The 15,481-nt window shown below is 46.6% G+C and carries 12 protein-coding genes; 11 read left to right on the top strand and 1 reads right to left on the bottom strand.

Annotated elements, in window-relative coordinates; all coding sequences use genetic code 11:
- Positions 1-29 precede the first annotated feature (29 nt).
- Both NST58_RS18470 and NST58_RS18465 read left to right on the top strand, forming a co-directional pair.
- Entirely contained in the window at positions 30-587 is a 558-nt protein-coding gene (locus tag NST58_RS18470) for an outer spore coat protein CotE (RefSeq protein ID WP_036687755.1), read from the top strand.
- A gap of 150 nt (positions 588-737) precedes the next feature.
- Positions 738-2,048: a hypothetical protein gene (locus NST58_RS18465; protein ID WP_339243750.1), complete on the top strand. Its 1,311-nt coding sequence runs from the start codon at positions 738-740 to the stop codon at positions 2,046-2,048.
- Positions 2,049-2,062: 14 nt separating this feature from the next.
- Here NST58_RS18465 and NST58_RS18460 read toward each other — a convergent pair whose 3' ends face one another.
- Positions 2,063-2,860, bottom strand: coding sequence for a GNAT family N-acetyltransferase (locus tag NST58_RS18460; protein WP_339243747.1), 798 nt, complete (start codon positions 2,858-2,860; stop codon positions 2,063-2,065).
- A gap of 207 nt (positions 2,861-3,067) precedes the next feature.
- Between NST58_RS18460 and mutS the strand changes: the two genes are divergently transcribed.
- From mutS to NST58_RS18415, 9 genes are all read left to right on the top strand, one after another.
- The gene (gene mutS, locus NST58_RS18455; protein ID WP_076184448.1) at positions 3,068-5,797 is read left to right on the top strand and encodes a DNA mismatch repair protein MutS; all 2,730 of its coding nucleotides are present in this window, start codon (positions 3,068-3,070) and stop codon (positions 5,795-5,797) included.
- Between the two features lie 42 nt (positions 5,798-5,839).
- A complete protein-coding gene (gene mutL / locus NST58_RS18450; RefSeq protein WP_076184447.1) occupies positions 5,840-7,825 on the top strand; it encodes a DNA mismatch repair endonuclease MutL in 1,986 nt (661 codons plus the stop codon).
- Between the two features lie 44 nt (positions 7,826-7,869).
- The gene (locus NST58_RS18445) at positions 7,870-8,649 is read left to right on the top strand and encodes a class I SAM-dependent methyltransferase (protein WP_280753119.1); all 780 of its coding nucleotides are present in this window, start codon (positions 7,870-7,872) and stop codon (positions 8,647-8,649) included.
- Positions 8,639-9,619, top strand: a complete 981-nt coding sequence (gene miaA / locus NST58_RS18440; protein ID WP_175619957.1) for a tRNA (adenosine(37)-N6)-dimethylallyltransferase MiaA — start codon at positions 8,639-8,641, stop codon at positions 9,617-9,619. The genes NST58_RS18445 and miaA overlap by 11 nt, the downstream gene beginning before the upstream one ends.
- Positions 9,620-9,638: 19 nt before the next feature.
- Positions 9,639-9,878 carry an RNA chaperone Hfq gene (gene hfq / locus NST58_RS18435; RefSeq protein ID WP_036687741.1) on the top strand — a complete coding sequence of 80 codons (240 nt, stop codon included), beginning with the start codon at positions 9,639-9,641 and terminating at the stop codon, positions 9,876-9,878.
- 139 nt (positions 9,879-10,017) lie between these two features.
- Positions 10,018-12,576 (top strand): PBP1A family penicillin-binding protein, encoded by a 2,559-nt coding sequence (locus NST58_RS18430; protein ID WP_339243744.1) that lies wholly within the window; start codon positions 10,018-10,020, stop codon positions 12,574-12,576.
- 186 nt (positions 12,577-12,762) lie between these two features.
- Entirely contained in the window at positions 12,763-13,317 is a 555-nt protein-coding gene (locus NST58_RS18425) for a DUF402 domain-containing protein (protein WP_076190185.1), read from the top strand.
- 2 nt (positions 13,318-13,319) lie between these two features.
- Positions 13,320-13,976: a YdcF family protein gene (locus NST58_RS18420; protein ID WP_076218630.1), complete on the top strand. Its 657-nt coding sequence runs from the start codon at positions 13,320-13,322 to the stop codon at positions 13,974-13,976.
- A gap of 317 nt (positions 13,977-14,293) precedes the next feature.
- Positions 14,294-15,268, top strand: a complete 975-nt coding sequence (locus NST58_RS18415; RefSeq protein WP_076098759.1) for an AAA family ATPase — start codon at positions 14,294-14,296, stop codon at positions 15,266-15,268.
- Positions 15,269-15,481 lie beyond the last annotated feature (213 nt).

Raw genomic sequence — 15,481 nt, 5'->3', positions numbered from 1 at the left:
GTGAATGATTGTATGGAGGAGGTTCAAAGATGTCATTAAGCCATAAACGTCAAACAAGGGAGATCATTACGAAGGCAATTTGCGGCAAAGGTCGTAAGTTCTCTACAGCAACCCATACCGTGACTCCGCCACATCATCCGACTAGTATTTTGGGGGCTTGGATTATCAACCACCAATACGAAGCGGTTGCCGCCGGGAACGGAATCGAAGTAATTGGTACTTATGATGTAAACATCTGGTACTCGTACGACAAGAACAAGCAGACCGAGGTAGCAAAGGAAACAGTCTCTTATGTGGAGCTCATTCCGCTTTCCTACCTGGACACGAGACACCGCACTTCAACAGTTGAGGTCTCTGCGGAGGCAACGCAGGAACCCAACTGTGTAGAGGCGGGCGTATCGCCAGGCGGAGGCAGTGTGACACTTCGCGTAGAGCGCGAATTCGAAGTGGAGTTGGTGGCTGAGACCAAAGTCCGTGTGTATGTCACTGAGCAAAGTGATGATCCAGAAGACAAGGATTATGATTTTGAAGGTGATAGCTTCGATTACGATGATCTGGACCCTGACAATCTGGATGATGAGCTGTAAGGAAGGATACGCCGCCGTTAACTGAGTATCAATGGGTTATGGTCCATTATATGTAGGGAGTGCGGCGGCGTAGAGGGCGAATGCCCTCCTTTTTTTTATTTATTTTTAGGATGAAAAAAGGTTCACGCTCGGATGGAGGCGCTAAAGAGTATGAATGAAGGTCTTAAGGTGTATTCAGAATTGTCTGTGGCAGAGAGAGAGTCCAGATTGCTTAGAAGCGGGGTTGAAGCAACGCTGACGCCATCTGGAAAACATTTTGTCGATACATATGCTTCGGATGCTACTGAGAAGGGTCACAGGCAGTGTTATAAGATATTGGTTTATCATTTGACTGTCCTCCACATCTCTTTGCTTGGAGCAGGTCTTGGAATGCGTGCGGCCACCGATAATTACAGCGAAGCAGTGAGCTTTGCTAATGCCGAGAGCAATACCACGGGAGGCCGAGTGCGGGGAGAGCTTCGCGGAGTGATGAAATTGCTCCAGCGGATTGCTGTCCGCACGCTGTACAGCTTGGGGCTGGATAGCGGTGAGGTCCTGCTGAGGGCAATGGGGAACCGGAGGTATGTGGTGGAGGGAGTCACTCCACTAGTAAAGACCTCCGGGCAACGATTGCCCGAGCCTTATCGTTCCGCAGCGCTAGCGCTGGAACGAAAGCTGGCTCTGGAGCAGCCGGGCCGCAGCGGCCTGCTGATGGGCATGGACCCGGAGTTTATCATCCTCCGGGAATCCACCGGCCGCGTCGTGCCTGCGTCGCGGTACCTGCCCACGGACGGCGTCGCTGGCTGCGACGCCGGACCTCCGGGAACGCGCGGCGCGTTCCCGGTCGCCGAGCTGCGCCCTCAGCCGCGCGGGGAACCGCGCGCACTGCTGGCGCAGCTGATGTCCGCCGCGGCGCTGGCGGACCGGCTCATCGCCGACCGCTCGCTGCGCTGGCGGGCGGGAGGCATGCCGCTGACGGGCTGGGCCCTCGGCGGCCATCTGCACTTCAGCGGCGTGACGCTGACGGCGCCGCTGCTGCGCGCGCTCGATAACTATCTCGCGCTGCCCATGCTTCTGCTCGAAGACGTCCGCGCAGGGGCGCGTCGTCCCCGATACGGTGTGCTCGGCGATTTCCGGACTCAGCCGCATGGCGGCTTCGAGTACCGGACCTTACCGAGCTTCCTGGTATCCCCGGTCATCGCTAAAGGCGCGGTCTATCTGGCTCACCTAATCGTGAGCCATTATGAGGACCTGACGCAACGCCCGCTCGACCGGGAAGACCTGCATATCGCCTACTACAGCGGCGATAAATCTCCGCTGCGCGCCGCAATCCCCCCATTGCTGGCGCAGCTGCGTTCCCTAGGCGGCTACGAGATTGCCGCCCCCTATATTGAGCCTTTATTCGAATATATTGCCGCTGAACGGACGTGGGATGAATCACGGGATATACGTGAGTTATGGTGCAGCAAAGTAAAAGTATGATTTTACTATTTGGTCTACATGTTAACGATGGTCCATGAACCGATATCTTGAAAACCAAGTCGTTTATAAATAACTCCGGCATGCGGGTTGTCATAAAAGAGGCACAATGACTTTCCTTCATGGAGCAGGTCTGCACATAGCTGTGCCATTACGCGCGAAGCAAGGCCTTGCTCTCTGAATGCTTGATGTGTGGCAACCCCTACAATCATCGCTGACATGGAATTTTCCGCTGAAGTTGAAGCGGTGACAATGACCTTATCTTCCCGTTCCATATAATACGTGCGGCCGGTGTTGCTTTCCAGCGTTTTACGCAGGCTGGTTCTAGAACCATTCCGGCTGCTTTCAAATTCTTCAATGGTATCCGTAAGTGCGCAAATCGCTTCTACATCCTGAACCGTAGCTTTTTTAATAGGCTCAGCTGAAGAGAAGGACTCACTTATTTTATTGTTCATTTCTTTTAATTCAGCAAAATACAGCTGTTTTACTTGTTTGAAATTAATTTCCCCGTCAAAAGCCTTCACCACCTCTGAGGCTCCGGAGATCATATGTATGTCATTATCCTTTCGGATAATCTCAGCGAACCCCTCGACATCAAAAGGGCCATCTGCATAAGGAAGGTAACTTCTATAGAAGCGCAGCAGAACGGCTTTTATCCGCCCGTCGGCTGGGTCAATCTCTCCCCATAAATCCATGAAATCCTGCTCAAACCCAAAATTCTCCACATCGCCAATGATAAATAAATTAAGCGCCGGCTCTTTCCGCAGCAATGCCATCAGCAGCTCTTGATCATCCTTCGTTAGCTTTCGTATCATATTGTATTCTCCTTTGATTTTTATATGGGCTGACGCTCTGTGTTAAGATTTTACAATATTTAAAAGCAGAAGAATATACCTCAAGTAAGTGTTTGTCTGATAAGTATTCTAGTCTTTCGTTGTACTAATGTGAGGTTTCAGGGTAACTTTGTCCATCAATTTTCTGTTATAATGGGGGACAGCATTAAATAGGCATGGAGGTTGACCATGGCACAATATACGCCGATGATAGAGCAATATTTAAAGGTAAAGGAAGGGGCTAAGGATGCCTTCCTATTTTTTAGACTGGGCGATTTCTATGAAATGTTCTTTGAAGATGCCATATTGGCTTCCAAGGAGCTTGAGATTACGTTAACAGGCCGCGAAGGCGGGGGCGAGGAGAAAATCCCTATGTGTGGAGTGCCTTACCACGCCGCCGAGGGATATATTCAACGCTTGATAGAAAAAGGATATAAAGTCGCCATTTGTGAGCAGTTAGAGGATGCTTCAGTCACTAAAGGCATGGTGAAGCGGGATATTGTACGCGTCGTGACACCAGGAACCGTGATGGATGGAAAAATCATTGCTGACAAGAGCAATAACTACCTCGTTTGCGTCACCGAAAGTGACGGAATGATGGCATTAGCTGCCTGCGATTTAACAACTGGTGAGCTGTATGTTACTTCGGTATTATCTGGAGCCGAATGGCTGCGTGATGAGATTGGCATCTATGAACCGGCTGAGATCATCGGAGACGCTGCACTTTTGGAGATCCTGCGAAGCGAAACGCCGCTGTTAGCCAAACCTGTAGTTTACACCCCTTGGGAGAAACGCGAGGAGGAGCTGGCACGTCGTCAGTTCGGTGAAGCGGCATGGGTACGTCTAGAGAAGGAACGTGGACAATGTCTGGCGCTTCTGATCTCTTATCTGAATGAGACCCAGCGGCGTTCATTAGGGCAGCTTAGTCAGATTTCTCCTTATGAACCAGGCAATTATATGATTCTAGATCCATTTACACGCCGGAATCTTGAACTAACCGAGACGGTTCGCGAACGCTCCAAAAAAGGATCCCTGCTCTGGCTGCTGGATCGAACGGAAACGTCGATGGGCGCCCGTCTGTTGCGCCGCAGAATTGATAAGCCGCTATTGCAGCGAGCTCCGATCGAACGGCGCCTAGAGGCTGTCGATTATTTGTACAATCAGTTTATCGTTCGCGAGGACCTGCGTTTAGCGCTTAAAGAAATTTATGATTTGGAGCGTTTGGTGGGTCGTATTGCTTTTGGCAGCGCCAATGGCCGTGATATGAATGCTCTGAAATTATCGCTGGCACAAATTCCTGCATTGAAGGATTTATGTATGACCTCCGGTTCAGCTACTTTACGAGAGATCGGTGCAAGTATGGATGAATGCGCTGAGCTGCGAGAGGATATTGACCGCGCAATCGTCGAGGATGCCCCGGTGTCTGTGCGCGACGGTGGCATTATCCGTTCCGGTTATCATGAACGTTTGGACGAGCTTAGGGAAGCTAGCAGTAACGGTAAACGTTGGATCGCTGAACTGGAAGCTAAGGAAAGACAGGCCACTGGCATTAAGTCACTGAAGATCGGCTATAACAAAATCTTCGGGTATTTCATAGAGATCACCAAATCCAATCTGGCTGCACTGCCGGAAGGAAGATATGAACGTAAGCAGACGCTTGCCAACGCAGAGCGTTTTGTCACTCCTGAGCTTAAAGAGAAGGAAGCACTCATCCTTGAAGCTCAGGATAAAATGACGGATTTGGAATACAGCCTGTTTACCGAGCTGCGTGATCGCATCAGCGGGCAAATTCCCCGCCTGCAAAATCTTGCGGAAAAGGTTGCCGAAATTGATGTATATCAATGCTTGGCGGCAGTTAGTGCCGAACATCGTTTTGTGAAGCCAGTCCTTTCGGATGGTTATGATCTTCGGCTTGAAGGGGGCCGTCATCCCGTTGTGGAGGCGGTGCTTAAAGATTCTGCTTTTATTGCAAATGGAAGCACGCTGAGTAAGGAAGAAGGTAATATTCTTCTAATTACAGGTCCTAATATGGCGGGAAAAAGTACTTACATGCGTCAGGTGGCGCTGATCTGCATCATGGCTCAGATTGGATGTTTTGTACCAGCAAACAGTGCTGAAGTTCCGCTTATAGACCGGATCTTTACTCGTATTGGAGCAGCTGATGATTTGATCGGTGGACAAAGTACATTTATGGTGGAAATGGCTGATATCCAGGTTATGACAGAGAAAGCAACAGCTCGTAGCTTGATTATTATTGATGAGCTGGGAAGAGGTACCTCGACCAGTGAAGGTATGGCCATCGCTCAGGCGGTTATTGAATATGTACATGATGTTATTTCTTGCAAAGCTCTAGTTTCGACGCATTTTCATGAATTGGCTCATTTGGAAGGGAGTCTTAAAGGACTGCGGAATTACTCTATGGCTGTTCAGGAGAGCGGTGATAAAGTAAACTTCCTGCGCAAGCTAGTTCCTGGAGCGGCTGACAGCAGCTATGGGATCTATTGTGCACGTCTTGCAGGTCTTCCTGAAGGGATTATTGACCGAGCTTATGGTCTCTTGCAGAGCATTGAGCAGGCAGCCCATCCTGGTGGTTCTGAACTTCATTACGGGGGAAGCCTCGAAAGACAGGCGGCTGTAAGAGAAGTTGCTAGCGCATCCTCGATAGCGCAAGCCGTAAGTGTCATCACTGAGGCACCTGTAGAAAATGAGGTTGTTCAGTTGTCTATCTTTGGTGAGGAAGAACCACGCAAGAATCGCAAAGGTAGTGCACATCAAGTTGCGGTAACTGAAATCCAAGAGAATCCTGCGCTAAAAGAGTTCATTTCTTCTGTGCGTGACGCTGATCTTATGAATATGACGCCGCTGCAGGCGATGAGTCTGTTGAACGAGCTGAAGATGAAGGTTAAGGATCTGCAATAAAGATTTTATAATAATTGATTGCCTAAATAAGAGGTGAATGAAATGGCCAAAATTCATATATTGGACGAGCATATTGCCAACCAGATAGCTGCGGGTGAAGTAGTAGAGCGGCCAGCTTCTGTTGTAAAGGAGCTTGTCGAGAATGCAATTGACGCTGGCAGTACAAGAATTGAGGTATCGGTAGAAGAGGGGGGCTTGCAGAGCATCCGCGTTAAAGATAATGGCTCCGGGATTGATCCTGAAGATTGCGAGACCGCCTTTTACCGGCATGCTACAAGTAAAATTCTGAATGGCCGCGATCTATTTCAAATCACAAGCTTAGGCTTCCGCGGAGAGGCACTTCCCAGTATTGCCGCGGTCTCCAAGGTATCGCTTCTAACTGCAACTGCCGATGACGGCAAAGGGCGCCTAGTAGACATTGAGGGTGGCAATCTCATACGAAATGAGGACGCTCCTTCCGGCCGGGGAAGTGATCTTGCCGTTCGTGAATTGTTTTTTAATACGCCGGCAAGGCTGAAATATATGAAGAGTATTCAGACGGAGCTGGGCCATATCTCAGATGCCATGTACCGCATGGCGCTGGCTCATCCGGGGATCTCTTTTACCTTGCATCATAATGGCAATCAACTGCTGCATACGCTCGGAAATGGTGATCTGCTGCAGGTCATCGCAGCTGTTTACGGAACCAATGCCGCCAAAGCAATGCTGCCGATTACGGCAGAAGACTTGGATTACCGGATTTCCGGATATATTAGTCGTCCAGAATGGACACGTTCCAATCGAAATGCAATCACTACTATTGTCGGTGGACGTTATATTCGCAGTAATGGACTGAACGCAGCAATCATGCGTGCTTATCACACCTTGCTTCCGATTAACCGTTATCCGTTATTAGTTCTTGAACTGGATATGCACCCCTCTTTGGTAGATGTCAATGTACATCCAGCAAAACTCGAGGTTAGATTCAGTAAGGAGAATGAGCTTTACACCTTTGTTGAGCAGGAGATCCGCAAAATACTGCTGGGGCAAAGTCTGATTCCACGTCCAAGCAAGGAAACAATCGGACCCAAGGGCAGCAGCTCCTTTATCCAGGAGCAATTTGCTTTTTCCAAAGGAGCTGTTCCGCCGTCATCTTCGAATGGTGATGAGAAGGATACAGCCCCTACGGGATCAGCCAGCTTCTTAAGTGGACTACAGTCATCGAACCCTGACCGTAATTCCCGTGATTTTAGCAAGGATGGTCAGGCGGATCATCAGGTAGCTCGCGAGGTAGCTCCAGCTTACGGATCAGGCTATCCGTCTTCATCTTCGCAGGGGCGCCAAACTAATGCGAATACTAGTTATTCCAATAGCTATCGCCCGCAAGAAACGTCAATGGCGCAGAAGCAGCTCCCTTCGGTTGAGAAGCTATGGGCTCCACCACAACAAGAAGAGCCTGGACTTCCGGCCTTTCCTGAGCTTAATTATATAGGCCAGCATCATGGGACCTATATTATTGCCCAGAATGATGGAGGACTCTATTTAATCGATCAGCATGCGGCACATGAACGTATTAATTACGAATACTTCTATGAGAAATTTGGTCGGCCGGAGGATGCCTCACAGGAGCTGCTACTGCCGATTACACTGGAGTTCACGCCTTCTGAAAGTCGTCAGCTTAGTGAACGTCTACATTGGTTTCAGCAGGCCGGGGTATACCTTGAGCACTTTGGCGGACAGACCTTTCTTGTTCGTTCTTTGCCCTATTGGTTTCCTGAAGGGGATGAGAAGGCGGTCGTTGAAGAAATGGCGGAGTGGGTCTTAAGCGAGCGTATGATTGATCTTGCGAAGCTACGAGAAAAGTCATCGATTCTGTGTTCATGTAAAGCCTCGATTAAGGCCAACCATAAACTAACAGAACAGGAAGTGGAGGCTCTGTTGTCCCGACTGGCAGAGTGCAAACAACCGTATACTTGCCCACATGGACGGCCGATTGTGATCTCTTTTTCATCCTATGATTTAGAGAAATTGTTCAAGCGGGTTATGTAATTATACATTTTTTGAAATTTGTTAAGAGCAAGACTGGAGGCACCATGATTATAACTACGGGGTATAGCCCGATAATGGAAATAGTAGAACGCGCGCAAAGCCTTGCGGAGAGAACGGGTTGTAGTTATGCTCCACGTGAGAAGCTCTCCATTACAAGGATGGTTGAACATTACGGAGATGAGGATATTCTGATTCTATCTCAGGACGCTGTCCGACTACACCGCTTAGGAATGGAGCCTATGGAGTTTCATCCGAGCATGGGCTTCGTTCGCGCTAAACGAATTCTAAAGGGTGAGATCGAGCCGATGCTTGTTGCCGCTCGAATGCTTCCCGGAGATAGCGTATTGGATTGTACAGCTGGATTAGGAGCTGACTCCTTACTGTTTGCTGTACATGGTGGTGAGTCCTCAGAGGTTACCGCTTTGGAGAGCTCATTACCGCTGTACGCACTGCTCAGTGAAGGGATGTCTCATTACATCTCTGGGCAAGTAAAGGTCAATGAGGCTTTACGCAGAGTTAATGTCGTGCATAGTGAACATTTGGATTATTTACGGTCTCAACCAGATCGAAGTGTGGATATTGTTTACTTTGATCCTATGTTTCGCGTGCCTCTGACGGGTTCTGCCTCGATTTCCCCGCTGCGGCAATTCGCTAACCGTGCAGCCTTATCGACAGAGAGTGTAACCGAAGCGGTTAGGGTCGCCCGTAAGACTGTTCTTTTAAAAGAAAAGGCTTTGAGTGGGGAATTTGAACGCCTAGGGTTTACTGAGCTGCTCCGAAGCAACTCCAAAACATCGTACGGGGTGATACACATTGACAACTAAAGAAAGGCATAAGGTTCTAGTGCTGTTAGGACCAACTGCCGTAGGCAAAACCCGGTTAAGTCTGGAGCTGGCAGCGGCTTATAACGCTGAGATTATTTCCGGCGATTCGATGCAGGTTTATCGTGGTATGGATATTGGTACAGCTAAGATTACACCCGCCGAAATGAACGGCATTCCCCATCACCTGATCGATATTCATGATCCGCAGGATGCGTATTCTGCCGCTGAATTTCAAGAGCAGGGCACTAGACTCATCGAGGAGATAAGCGCTAGAGGGAAGCTTCCCTTTATCGTAGGGGGGACTGGACTGTATATTGAGTCTTTATGTTACGGCTTTCAGTTCTCGGAAGCAGTGGCTGATGAAGCTTTCCGTAAAGAGCAGGATCAATTTGCGGAAGAACATGGAGCGCTTGCACTGCATGCCAGACTCGAGGCGGTTGATCCAGTCAGCGCAGCCAAACTTCATCCTAACGACCGTCGCAGAATTATCCGTGCACTGGAAATTCAACACCAGACAAACACTACACTTTCCGCTTCTCATGCTGCTCAAAAGAAGGAATCTCCCTATGACTTATGTCTCATAGGTTTGACAATGGACCGGAAAATACTATATAAACGTATTGAGGACCGAATTGATAGCATGCTGGCGGATGGTCTCGTTGCTGAGGTGAAGGGACTGCTGGATAACGGTTACAGCAGAAGCCTTGTGTCCATGCAGGGATTGGGTTACAAGGAAATTGCCGCTTACCTGGCGGGAGAGCTGACGCTGGAAGAAGCTGTGATACTGCTTAAACGCGATACTCGCCGATTCGCCAAAAGACAGTTGTCATGGTTTCGCCACATGAAGGAAATCGAGTGGATCGATGTCGAAGGTGAACAAAACTTTTCTGAGAATTTCTCAAAAATACGTGGTATAATAGCAGGAAAGTTTCTCTCAGGTCTTGAATATACTTCTGAACAATCTAATTGAACCATTGGGGGTACGTCATATGAACAAGTCCATTAACATCCAAGATACATTCTTGAACCAACTACGCAAAGAAAATATCCCTGCTACGGTATATCTGACCAACGGTTTTCAAATCCGGGGAATAATTAAAGCATTCGACAATTTTACAATCGTCATTGACAGTGATGGACGCCAGCAAATGGTGTATAAACACGCAATTTCCACGTTCACACCACAACGTAGTGTATCACTGATGCAAGACAGCAGTAGTGAAGAATAACATTTATCAAAAATGAATTGAAACCTTTCTTGTTTATAAATCGTTTGAATAGAGTGTGAGAGAGCAACCTGTGAAGGTTGTTCTTTTCATTCATGGCAGACCATTTATGTTTATTTCCGAAAGGGAGTCAGGAGGCATTATGTCTAGAGACGATACATCCAGGACGAATCACAATAGAGATAGAGGATCGTCCAGTTCCAAATCAAAACCAAAATCAAAAACAAAAAAGAAAAAGAAATTTTTGACGAAGAAGCGTGTGCTGTGGAGCTTGTTCTTCGCTACGGCATTGGCCATTTTCTGTGCATTAGGTGGATATCTGTTCATTATGCTAAATGGTCAAAAGCTTCTGCTTGAGAACCAGGATAAGCTAACAGTGAATGAAACGACTAAGGTATATGACCGCAATGCTAATTTAATCGGCGAATTATCACTGGAGAAAAGTGATCCAGTAGAGTATGAAGAAATTCCACCGTTATTGGTTAACGCTTTTGTAGCCACAGAGGATAAACGTTTCTTCGAACATTCTGGTGTGGATTTATGGTCGATTGGCCGGGCAGCAGTAAAGGATATAGCCGCACGAAGTATGGTAGAGGGCGGTAGTACCATTACTCAACAGCTCGCCAAAAACATCTTCCTGACACGGGACAAGACGTTTTTCCGTAAAGCAACTGAGGTGTCGATTGCCGTAGCCCTGGAGAATCAGAAATCTAAAGAAGAGATTATTACCATGTATCTGAACCGGATTAACTTCGGGGGTACAATTTACGGAATTAAAGCAGCGTCAGTAAGATATTTTGGTAAAAGTGATTTGAGTCAGCTTAAGGTTTGGGAAATCGCGACATTGGCGGCCATGCCAAAAGGCCCGTCTCGTTACAACCCGCTGCGTAACCCTGATCTTTCGAAGGAACGCCGGGCAGTAGTGCTTCAGCTTATGTATGAGCAAGGGTACATTACGGAGCAGGAAAGAGACGAAGCAAAAGCCGTAGATTATAACTATAAGCCGCCAGAAAAGAAACAGCGTTATCAAGCATTTATTGATTTTGCAGTAGATGAGGCGGAAGAAAAATTTGGATTGTCAGAAGATGATCTGAATATCGGCGGATACAAAATTTACACTACCATGGATAAGCATGCTCAAGAAACGGTTGAAGATGCTTTTGCAGATAGTGATAATTTTGAAAAGAGTGTAGATGAAGAGCTGGTACAAGGCTCAATGACGATTGTGAATCAGGAGAATGGCAGCATTGTCGCACTCCTTGGCGGACGGAATTATGAGAAAAAAGGCTACAGTCGTGTAACTGGCAGCCGTCGTTCTCCAGGTTCTGCTTTCAAACCAATTGTCTCTTATGCTCCAGCGCTGGAAACTGGGAAATTCACCATGAATTCAACGCTAAGCAACGAGAAGCAATGTTTCGCGAACTATTGTCCAACCAACCTGCACGGATATTCTAAGAGCATCAACATGAGTGATGCCATTCAGAAATCAGAGAATATTCCGGCTGTTTGGCTGCTCAATGAAATTGGTGTGAATACCGGATTTAAATTTGCCAAGAAACTAGGCATTGGATTGGAAGATGAGGATAAGAACCTATCGCTGGCTCTTGGAGGCATGAGCAAAGGGACCAATACGCTGGAAATGGCGCAAGCCTACAGCGCTTTTGCAAATGGCGGCGAACTAAGAGAGGCTTATTCCATTAAATCCATCTCTGATAGCAGTGGTGAGACGGTCTACAAAGCGAATACAACGCCTGAGCGAGTGATGAGTAAGGAAACAGCTTATCAAATGACTGAGATGATGCAGAAGGTCGTGGAGAGCGGTACGGGTAGAAAAGCTAGGATTGACCGTCCTGTTGCCGGTAAGACCGGTACGACGCAAAGTGGATATTCTGGAATCAGCTCGAACCGTGATGTATGGTTTGTAGGCTATACGCCAGAATGGACTGCAGCAGTCTGGATGGGTTACGACAAGCCAAGTAAAAAGCATCTGCTTAAGAACAGCAGTCCGCTTGCCGCTGCTTTCTGGGGTAAGGTCATGGAGGAAGCGCTGAAGGATGTTCCTAAGAAATCCTTCCCGCAGCTCGATAACGAGATTGCTCCTGAGCCTACTGAAACACCAGAAACAGCTCAGACCGTTACTGGACTATCAGCAGCATATGATCCTTCTACGATGACTGTAAATCTCAATTGGGAGGCAGTTCCTGTTGCCGGCGTTGAGTATCGTATTTATCGTAGAGAGACATCGGAAGCTGAATTTGCCTCACTGTTAAATACAGTGACTACCAGCGCAGGCGATTTTAGTGCACTGCCTGGTTTGGTTTACGAGTATTATGTAACTTCTTATGACCCTGCGCTAAAAGTGGAGAGCGAGCCATCCAATGTGGTTAGTGTATCCGTGCAGGATGAAATGCCGACCCCTGAACCCACCATAGATCCTAATCTTCCGACCCCGACCCCAGAGGACGGTGGCAACAACGGAGAGAATGGAAATGGTGGCAATAACGGAGGCGGCAATGAGGGTGGCGGAAATGACGGTGGTACTACAATCCCTGAAATCACCCCGCCACCGCCAACACCAATGCCGACCCCAACTCCAGAACCCACTATCGGTGGAGAGGGTTCCGGCGATGAGAGTGGGAATGTATCCACAAACCCTGATCCAGAGACAGGTTTTGTGAACGGGGATTCTTCCACTCAATAAAACGAATTTGAATTTCAAACAATGGCTTTATCCATGGCAGTCCAGCTTTGCTTTATTTATAGAGCGAAGCTGGACTGCCGTTTTTATTAGGTTTAGAAGAAAAATTTCTTGTATTTTGCGGGATATTTTGAGTGTATCCTCTAAATGTGTTAAGCTGAATAGACCATACTGGAGAGGGTAATTTCTATGAAACGTAAATTCGGAGACCGGGCCAACTGGCGCCGGATTACGCGTCGCCATTTTGCCTGCCGCTATGTGGAGAGCCGGGAATTCAGCGGATATATTACGCTTTATACCATCTACGGGCTGAAAGAACCACTGTGGAAGAGCTATGGACGACATACATATCGTATTGCAGATAAAGGTTATTCCTGGCTGCAATATTTTCCGAAAGATAGTCACTATATTGTGACGGCTATGTTCGACGAAAAACAAAATATTGTTCAATGGTACATAGACACCTGTAAAGTGCAAGGCGTTACTGACCAAGGTGTGCCTTGGTTTGACGATTTGTATCTGGACGTGGTAGTACTTTGGAACGGCGAGGTGTTTTTGCTCGATGAGGATGAACTGGAGGAAGCACTGGAGAGGCAAGACATCTCAGAAAACGATTATAAGCTAGCCTGGGAGACAGCCCATACTATTTTACGTGGCATCGATGCTCATGCTTTCCCTTATTTCTCACTCTCTTTGAAACATCGTGCCGAATTATTTCATCATGGAGAATTCAGGAGGAAATAAAGATGGAATGGTACGTTTATGGAAGAGACTCTTCCCCGATTCGGATTGTTCGCAAAAAACGCCGAATTTGGTCTAAACGAACGTTGCTTATTGCTTTAATGGTTATTGTTGTAGTTGGTTTGTTGTGGTGTGCGTACGCATTGAGGAATATCAATAAAGCCGCAACGACAGATCCTATGCTCAAAGCCGATACAGGGATCATTCTTGGCATGTCGATGTGGGGAGAAGAACCTAGCCCGGGATTGAAGGAACGATTGGATTACGGGCTTAAGCTTTATCAAGAGGGGATGTTCCCGCATATCATAGTTTCTGGAGGTTTGGATAAACCTGATCTGAAATATACCGAAGGTCAAGGTATGCGCAATTATTTAGTAGCTCATGGAGTTCCGGATAGCGCCATTTCTGTTGAAAATAAAGCTACCAGCACTTACGAGAATCTTCTGTATAGCAAAGCAATTATGACAAGTGAGGGATTGTCCTCAGCAATTATTATTACGCATACATATCATGGATGGCGTTCACACGAAATCGCGGACGAGCTCGGTTATGTGAATCCTGAACTGGGGCTTACTGAATCCACTGTTCTGTCGATGACAAGGCATAAGTCGCGTGAAATTCTAGCCTATACGAAATGGAAAATCCAGCAGTTGTTCCTGTAATTGTTCTCAATTATCAGAATCTTCTAATAATGCTTCCTATTCCGGAAGAGACTTGATTAGAAAAGCCAGCCCCCAAATGGACTAAACTCTAAAGGGGGGCTATTTGTTATTTGTATATCAAAAATAATGGGGTTGTGAAATGATAAAAAAATAAAGTTCTGCTTATGACTTTTATGCATTTCGGTCATTCTATCCTCGTGTACCATCGTAGAAGATGCGAGAGATAGCAGGGAATCCAATGTCGAAACCCCATTCTTTAAAACAAGTGCATGATGTCATTCAGTTATTGCATATAATGCTCTAACGAGGTGATTACAATGGGTGAAGAAAATTTAAGAAAGATAACCATTAATGATTCCAGAATGAATATAACTTTCAAAAATCAAGACCCAACAAATATTACGAATGAAACATTGGAGAGCGCGCTGGCTCAAAATAATCATTTAGAATCTACAAAAGAAATCCTGCAAGAGCTTCATGAGCTTATCGGTCTTGAAAAGGTGAAGGATCTCATATATGAAATTCATGCGCTTATCCAAGTGGAAAAAATGAGACAAGAACTGGGGTTAAATGTAGTTAATCAGGTTTATCATATGTTGTTTAAAGGCAACCCCGGGACTGGGAAGACAACTGTAGCAAGAATCGTTGCCAAGCTGTTAAAGAATATGGGCATATTAAGTAAAGGTCAATTAATCGAAGTAGAGAGAGCGGATTTAGTGGGGGAATACATAGGGCATACAGCTCAAAAGACCAGAGACCTTGTTAAGAAGGCTATGGGTGGCGTATTATTCATTGACGAGGCTTATAGCTTGGCTAGAGGCGGGGATAAAGATTTTGGAAAAGAGGCAATCGACTGTCTTGTAAAGGTTATGGAGGACAGGAATGATGATCTCATCATTATCTTAGCGGGTTATCCAAATGAAATGGAGATGTTCATGGAGGCTAATACCGGGCTTCCCTCACGATTTCCAATTCAACTCGATTTTCAGGACTACACAACAGATGAACTGATATTGATTGCACATAAAATGGCTGCTGAAAGAGACTATATAATTACTCCAGAAACAAACGGGAAACTAAAAGAGTTAATCCTTAATGAGAAAATTATTGAAGAAAACTTTAGTAATGCCCGTTATGTACGCAATATCCTCGAACAGGCAATCCGCCATCAAGCGGTTAGATTAATAAGCAGGCATGTCAAAATATCTAAACAATCTTTGATGGAGATCTTACCGAGAGACCTTGTTCTTCCGGTCGATGATTATTCAAAAGGGGAGAGTATAATCTCTTAAATAAATTGACACCGGCTAAGTTTATACGTGCTTAGTCGGTTTATCTTTTATAAAAGATTGAAGATTATCATAATGAAAATGCGGACAGAATGGTGAGCCGTTCCATTATCAGCCTATATTACCAATGAAACTTATGATAAAATGTTTTGAAGCGCTGTGAATGAACAGGTTCATCTGTATAACATCAGCAAGAAGTGAAAAACTGATTAAATG

It is taken from the genome of Paenibacillus sp. FSL R10-2796, from assembly GCF_037965315.1.
Classification (GTDB): Bacteria; Bacillota; Bacilli; order Paenibacillales; family Paenibacillaceae; genus Paenibacillus_AQ; species Paenibacillus_AQ odorifer.
Note: the sequence above shows the minus strand (reverse complement) of the source record. Positions and strands in the feature narration are given on the sequence as shown.

Bases quoted from the DNA above. Each gene is read 5' to 3' on its own strand.
- NST58_RS18415 (WP_076098759.1), top strand. From the start codon at position 14,294: ATGGGTGAAGAAAATTTAAGAAAGATAACCATTAATGATTCCAGAATG.
- NST58_RS18420 (WP_076218630.1), top strand. From the start codon at position 13,320: ATGGAATGGTACGTTTATGGAAGAGACTCTTCCCCGATTCGGATTGTT.
- NST58_RS18425 (WP_076190185.1), top strand. From the start codon at position 12,763: ATGAAACGTAAATTCGGAGACCGGGCCAACTGGCGCCGGATTACGCGT.
- NST58_RS18470 (WP_036687755.1), top strand. From the start codon at position 30: ATGTCATTAAGCCATAAACGTCAAACAAGGGAGATCATTACGAAGGCA.
- hfq (WP_036687741.1), top strand. From the start codon at position 9,639: ATGAACAAGTCCATTAACATCCAAGATACATTCTTGAACCAACTACGC.
- NST58_RS18430 (WP_339243744.1), top strand. From the start codon at position 10,018: ATGTCTAGAGACGATACATCCAGGACGAATCACAATAGAGATAGAGGA.
- mutL (WP_076184447.1), top strand. From the start codon at position 5,840: ATGGCCAAAATTCATATATTGGACGAGCATATTGCCAACCAGATAGCT.
- NST58_RS18465 (WP_339243750.1), top strand. From the start codon at position 738: ATGAATGAAGGTCTTAAGGTGTATTCAGAATTGTCTGTGGCAGAGAGA.
- mutS (WP_076184448.1), top strand. From the start codon at position 3,068: ATGGCACAATATACGCCGATGATAGAGCAATATTTAAAGGTAAAGGAA.
- NST58_RS18460 (WP_339243747.1), bottom strand. From the start codon at position 2,860: ATGATACGAAAGCTAACGAAGGATGATCAAGAGCTGCTGATGGCATTG.
- NST58_RS18445 (WP_280753119.1), top strand. From the start codon at position 7,870: ATGATTATAACTACGGGGTATAGCCCGATAATGGAAATAGTAGAACGC.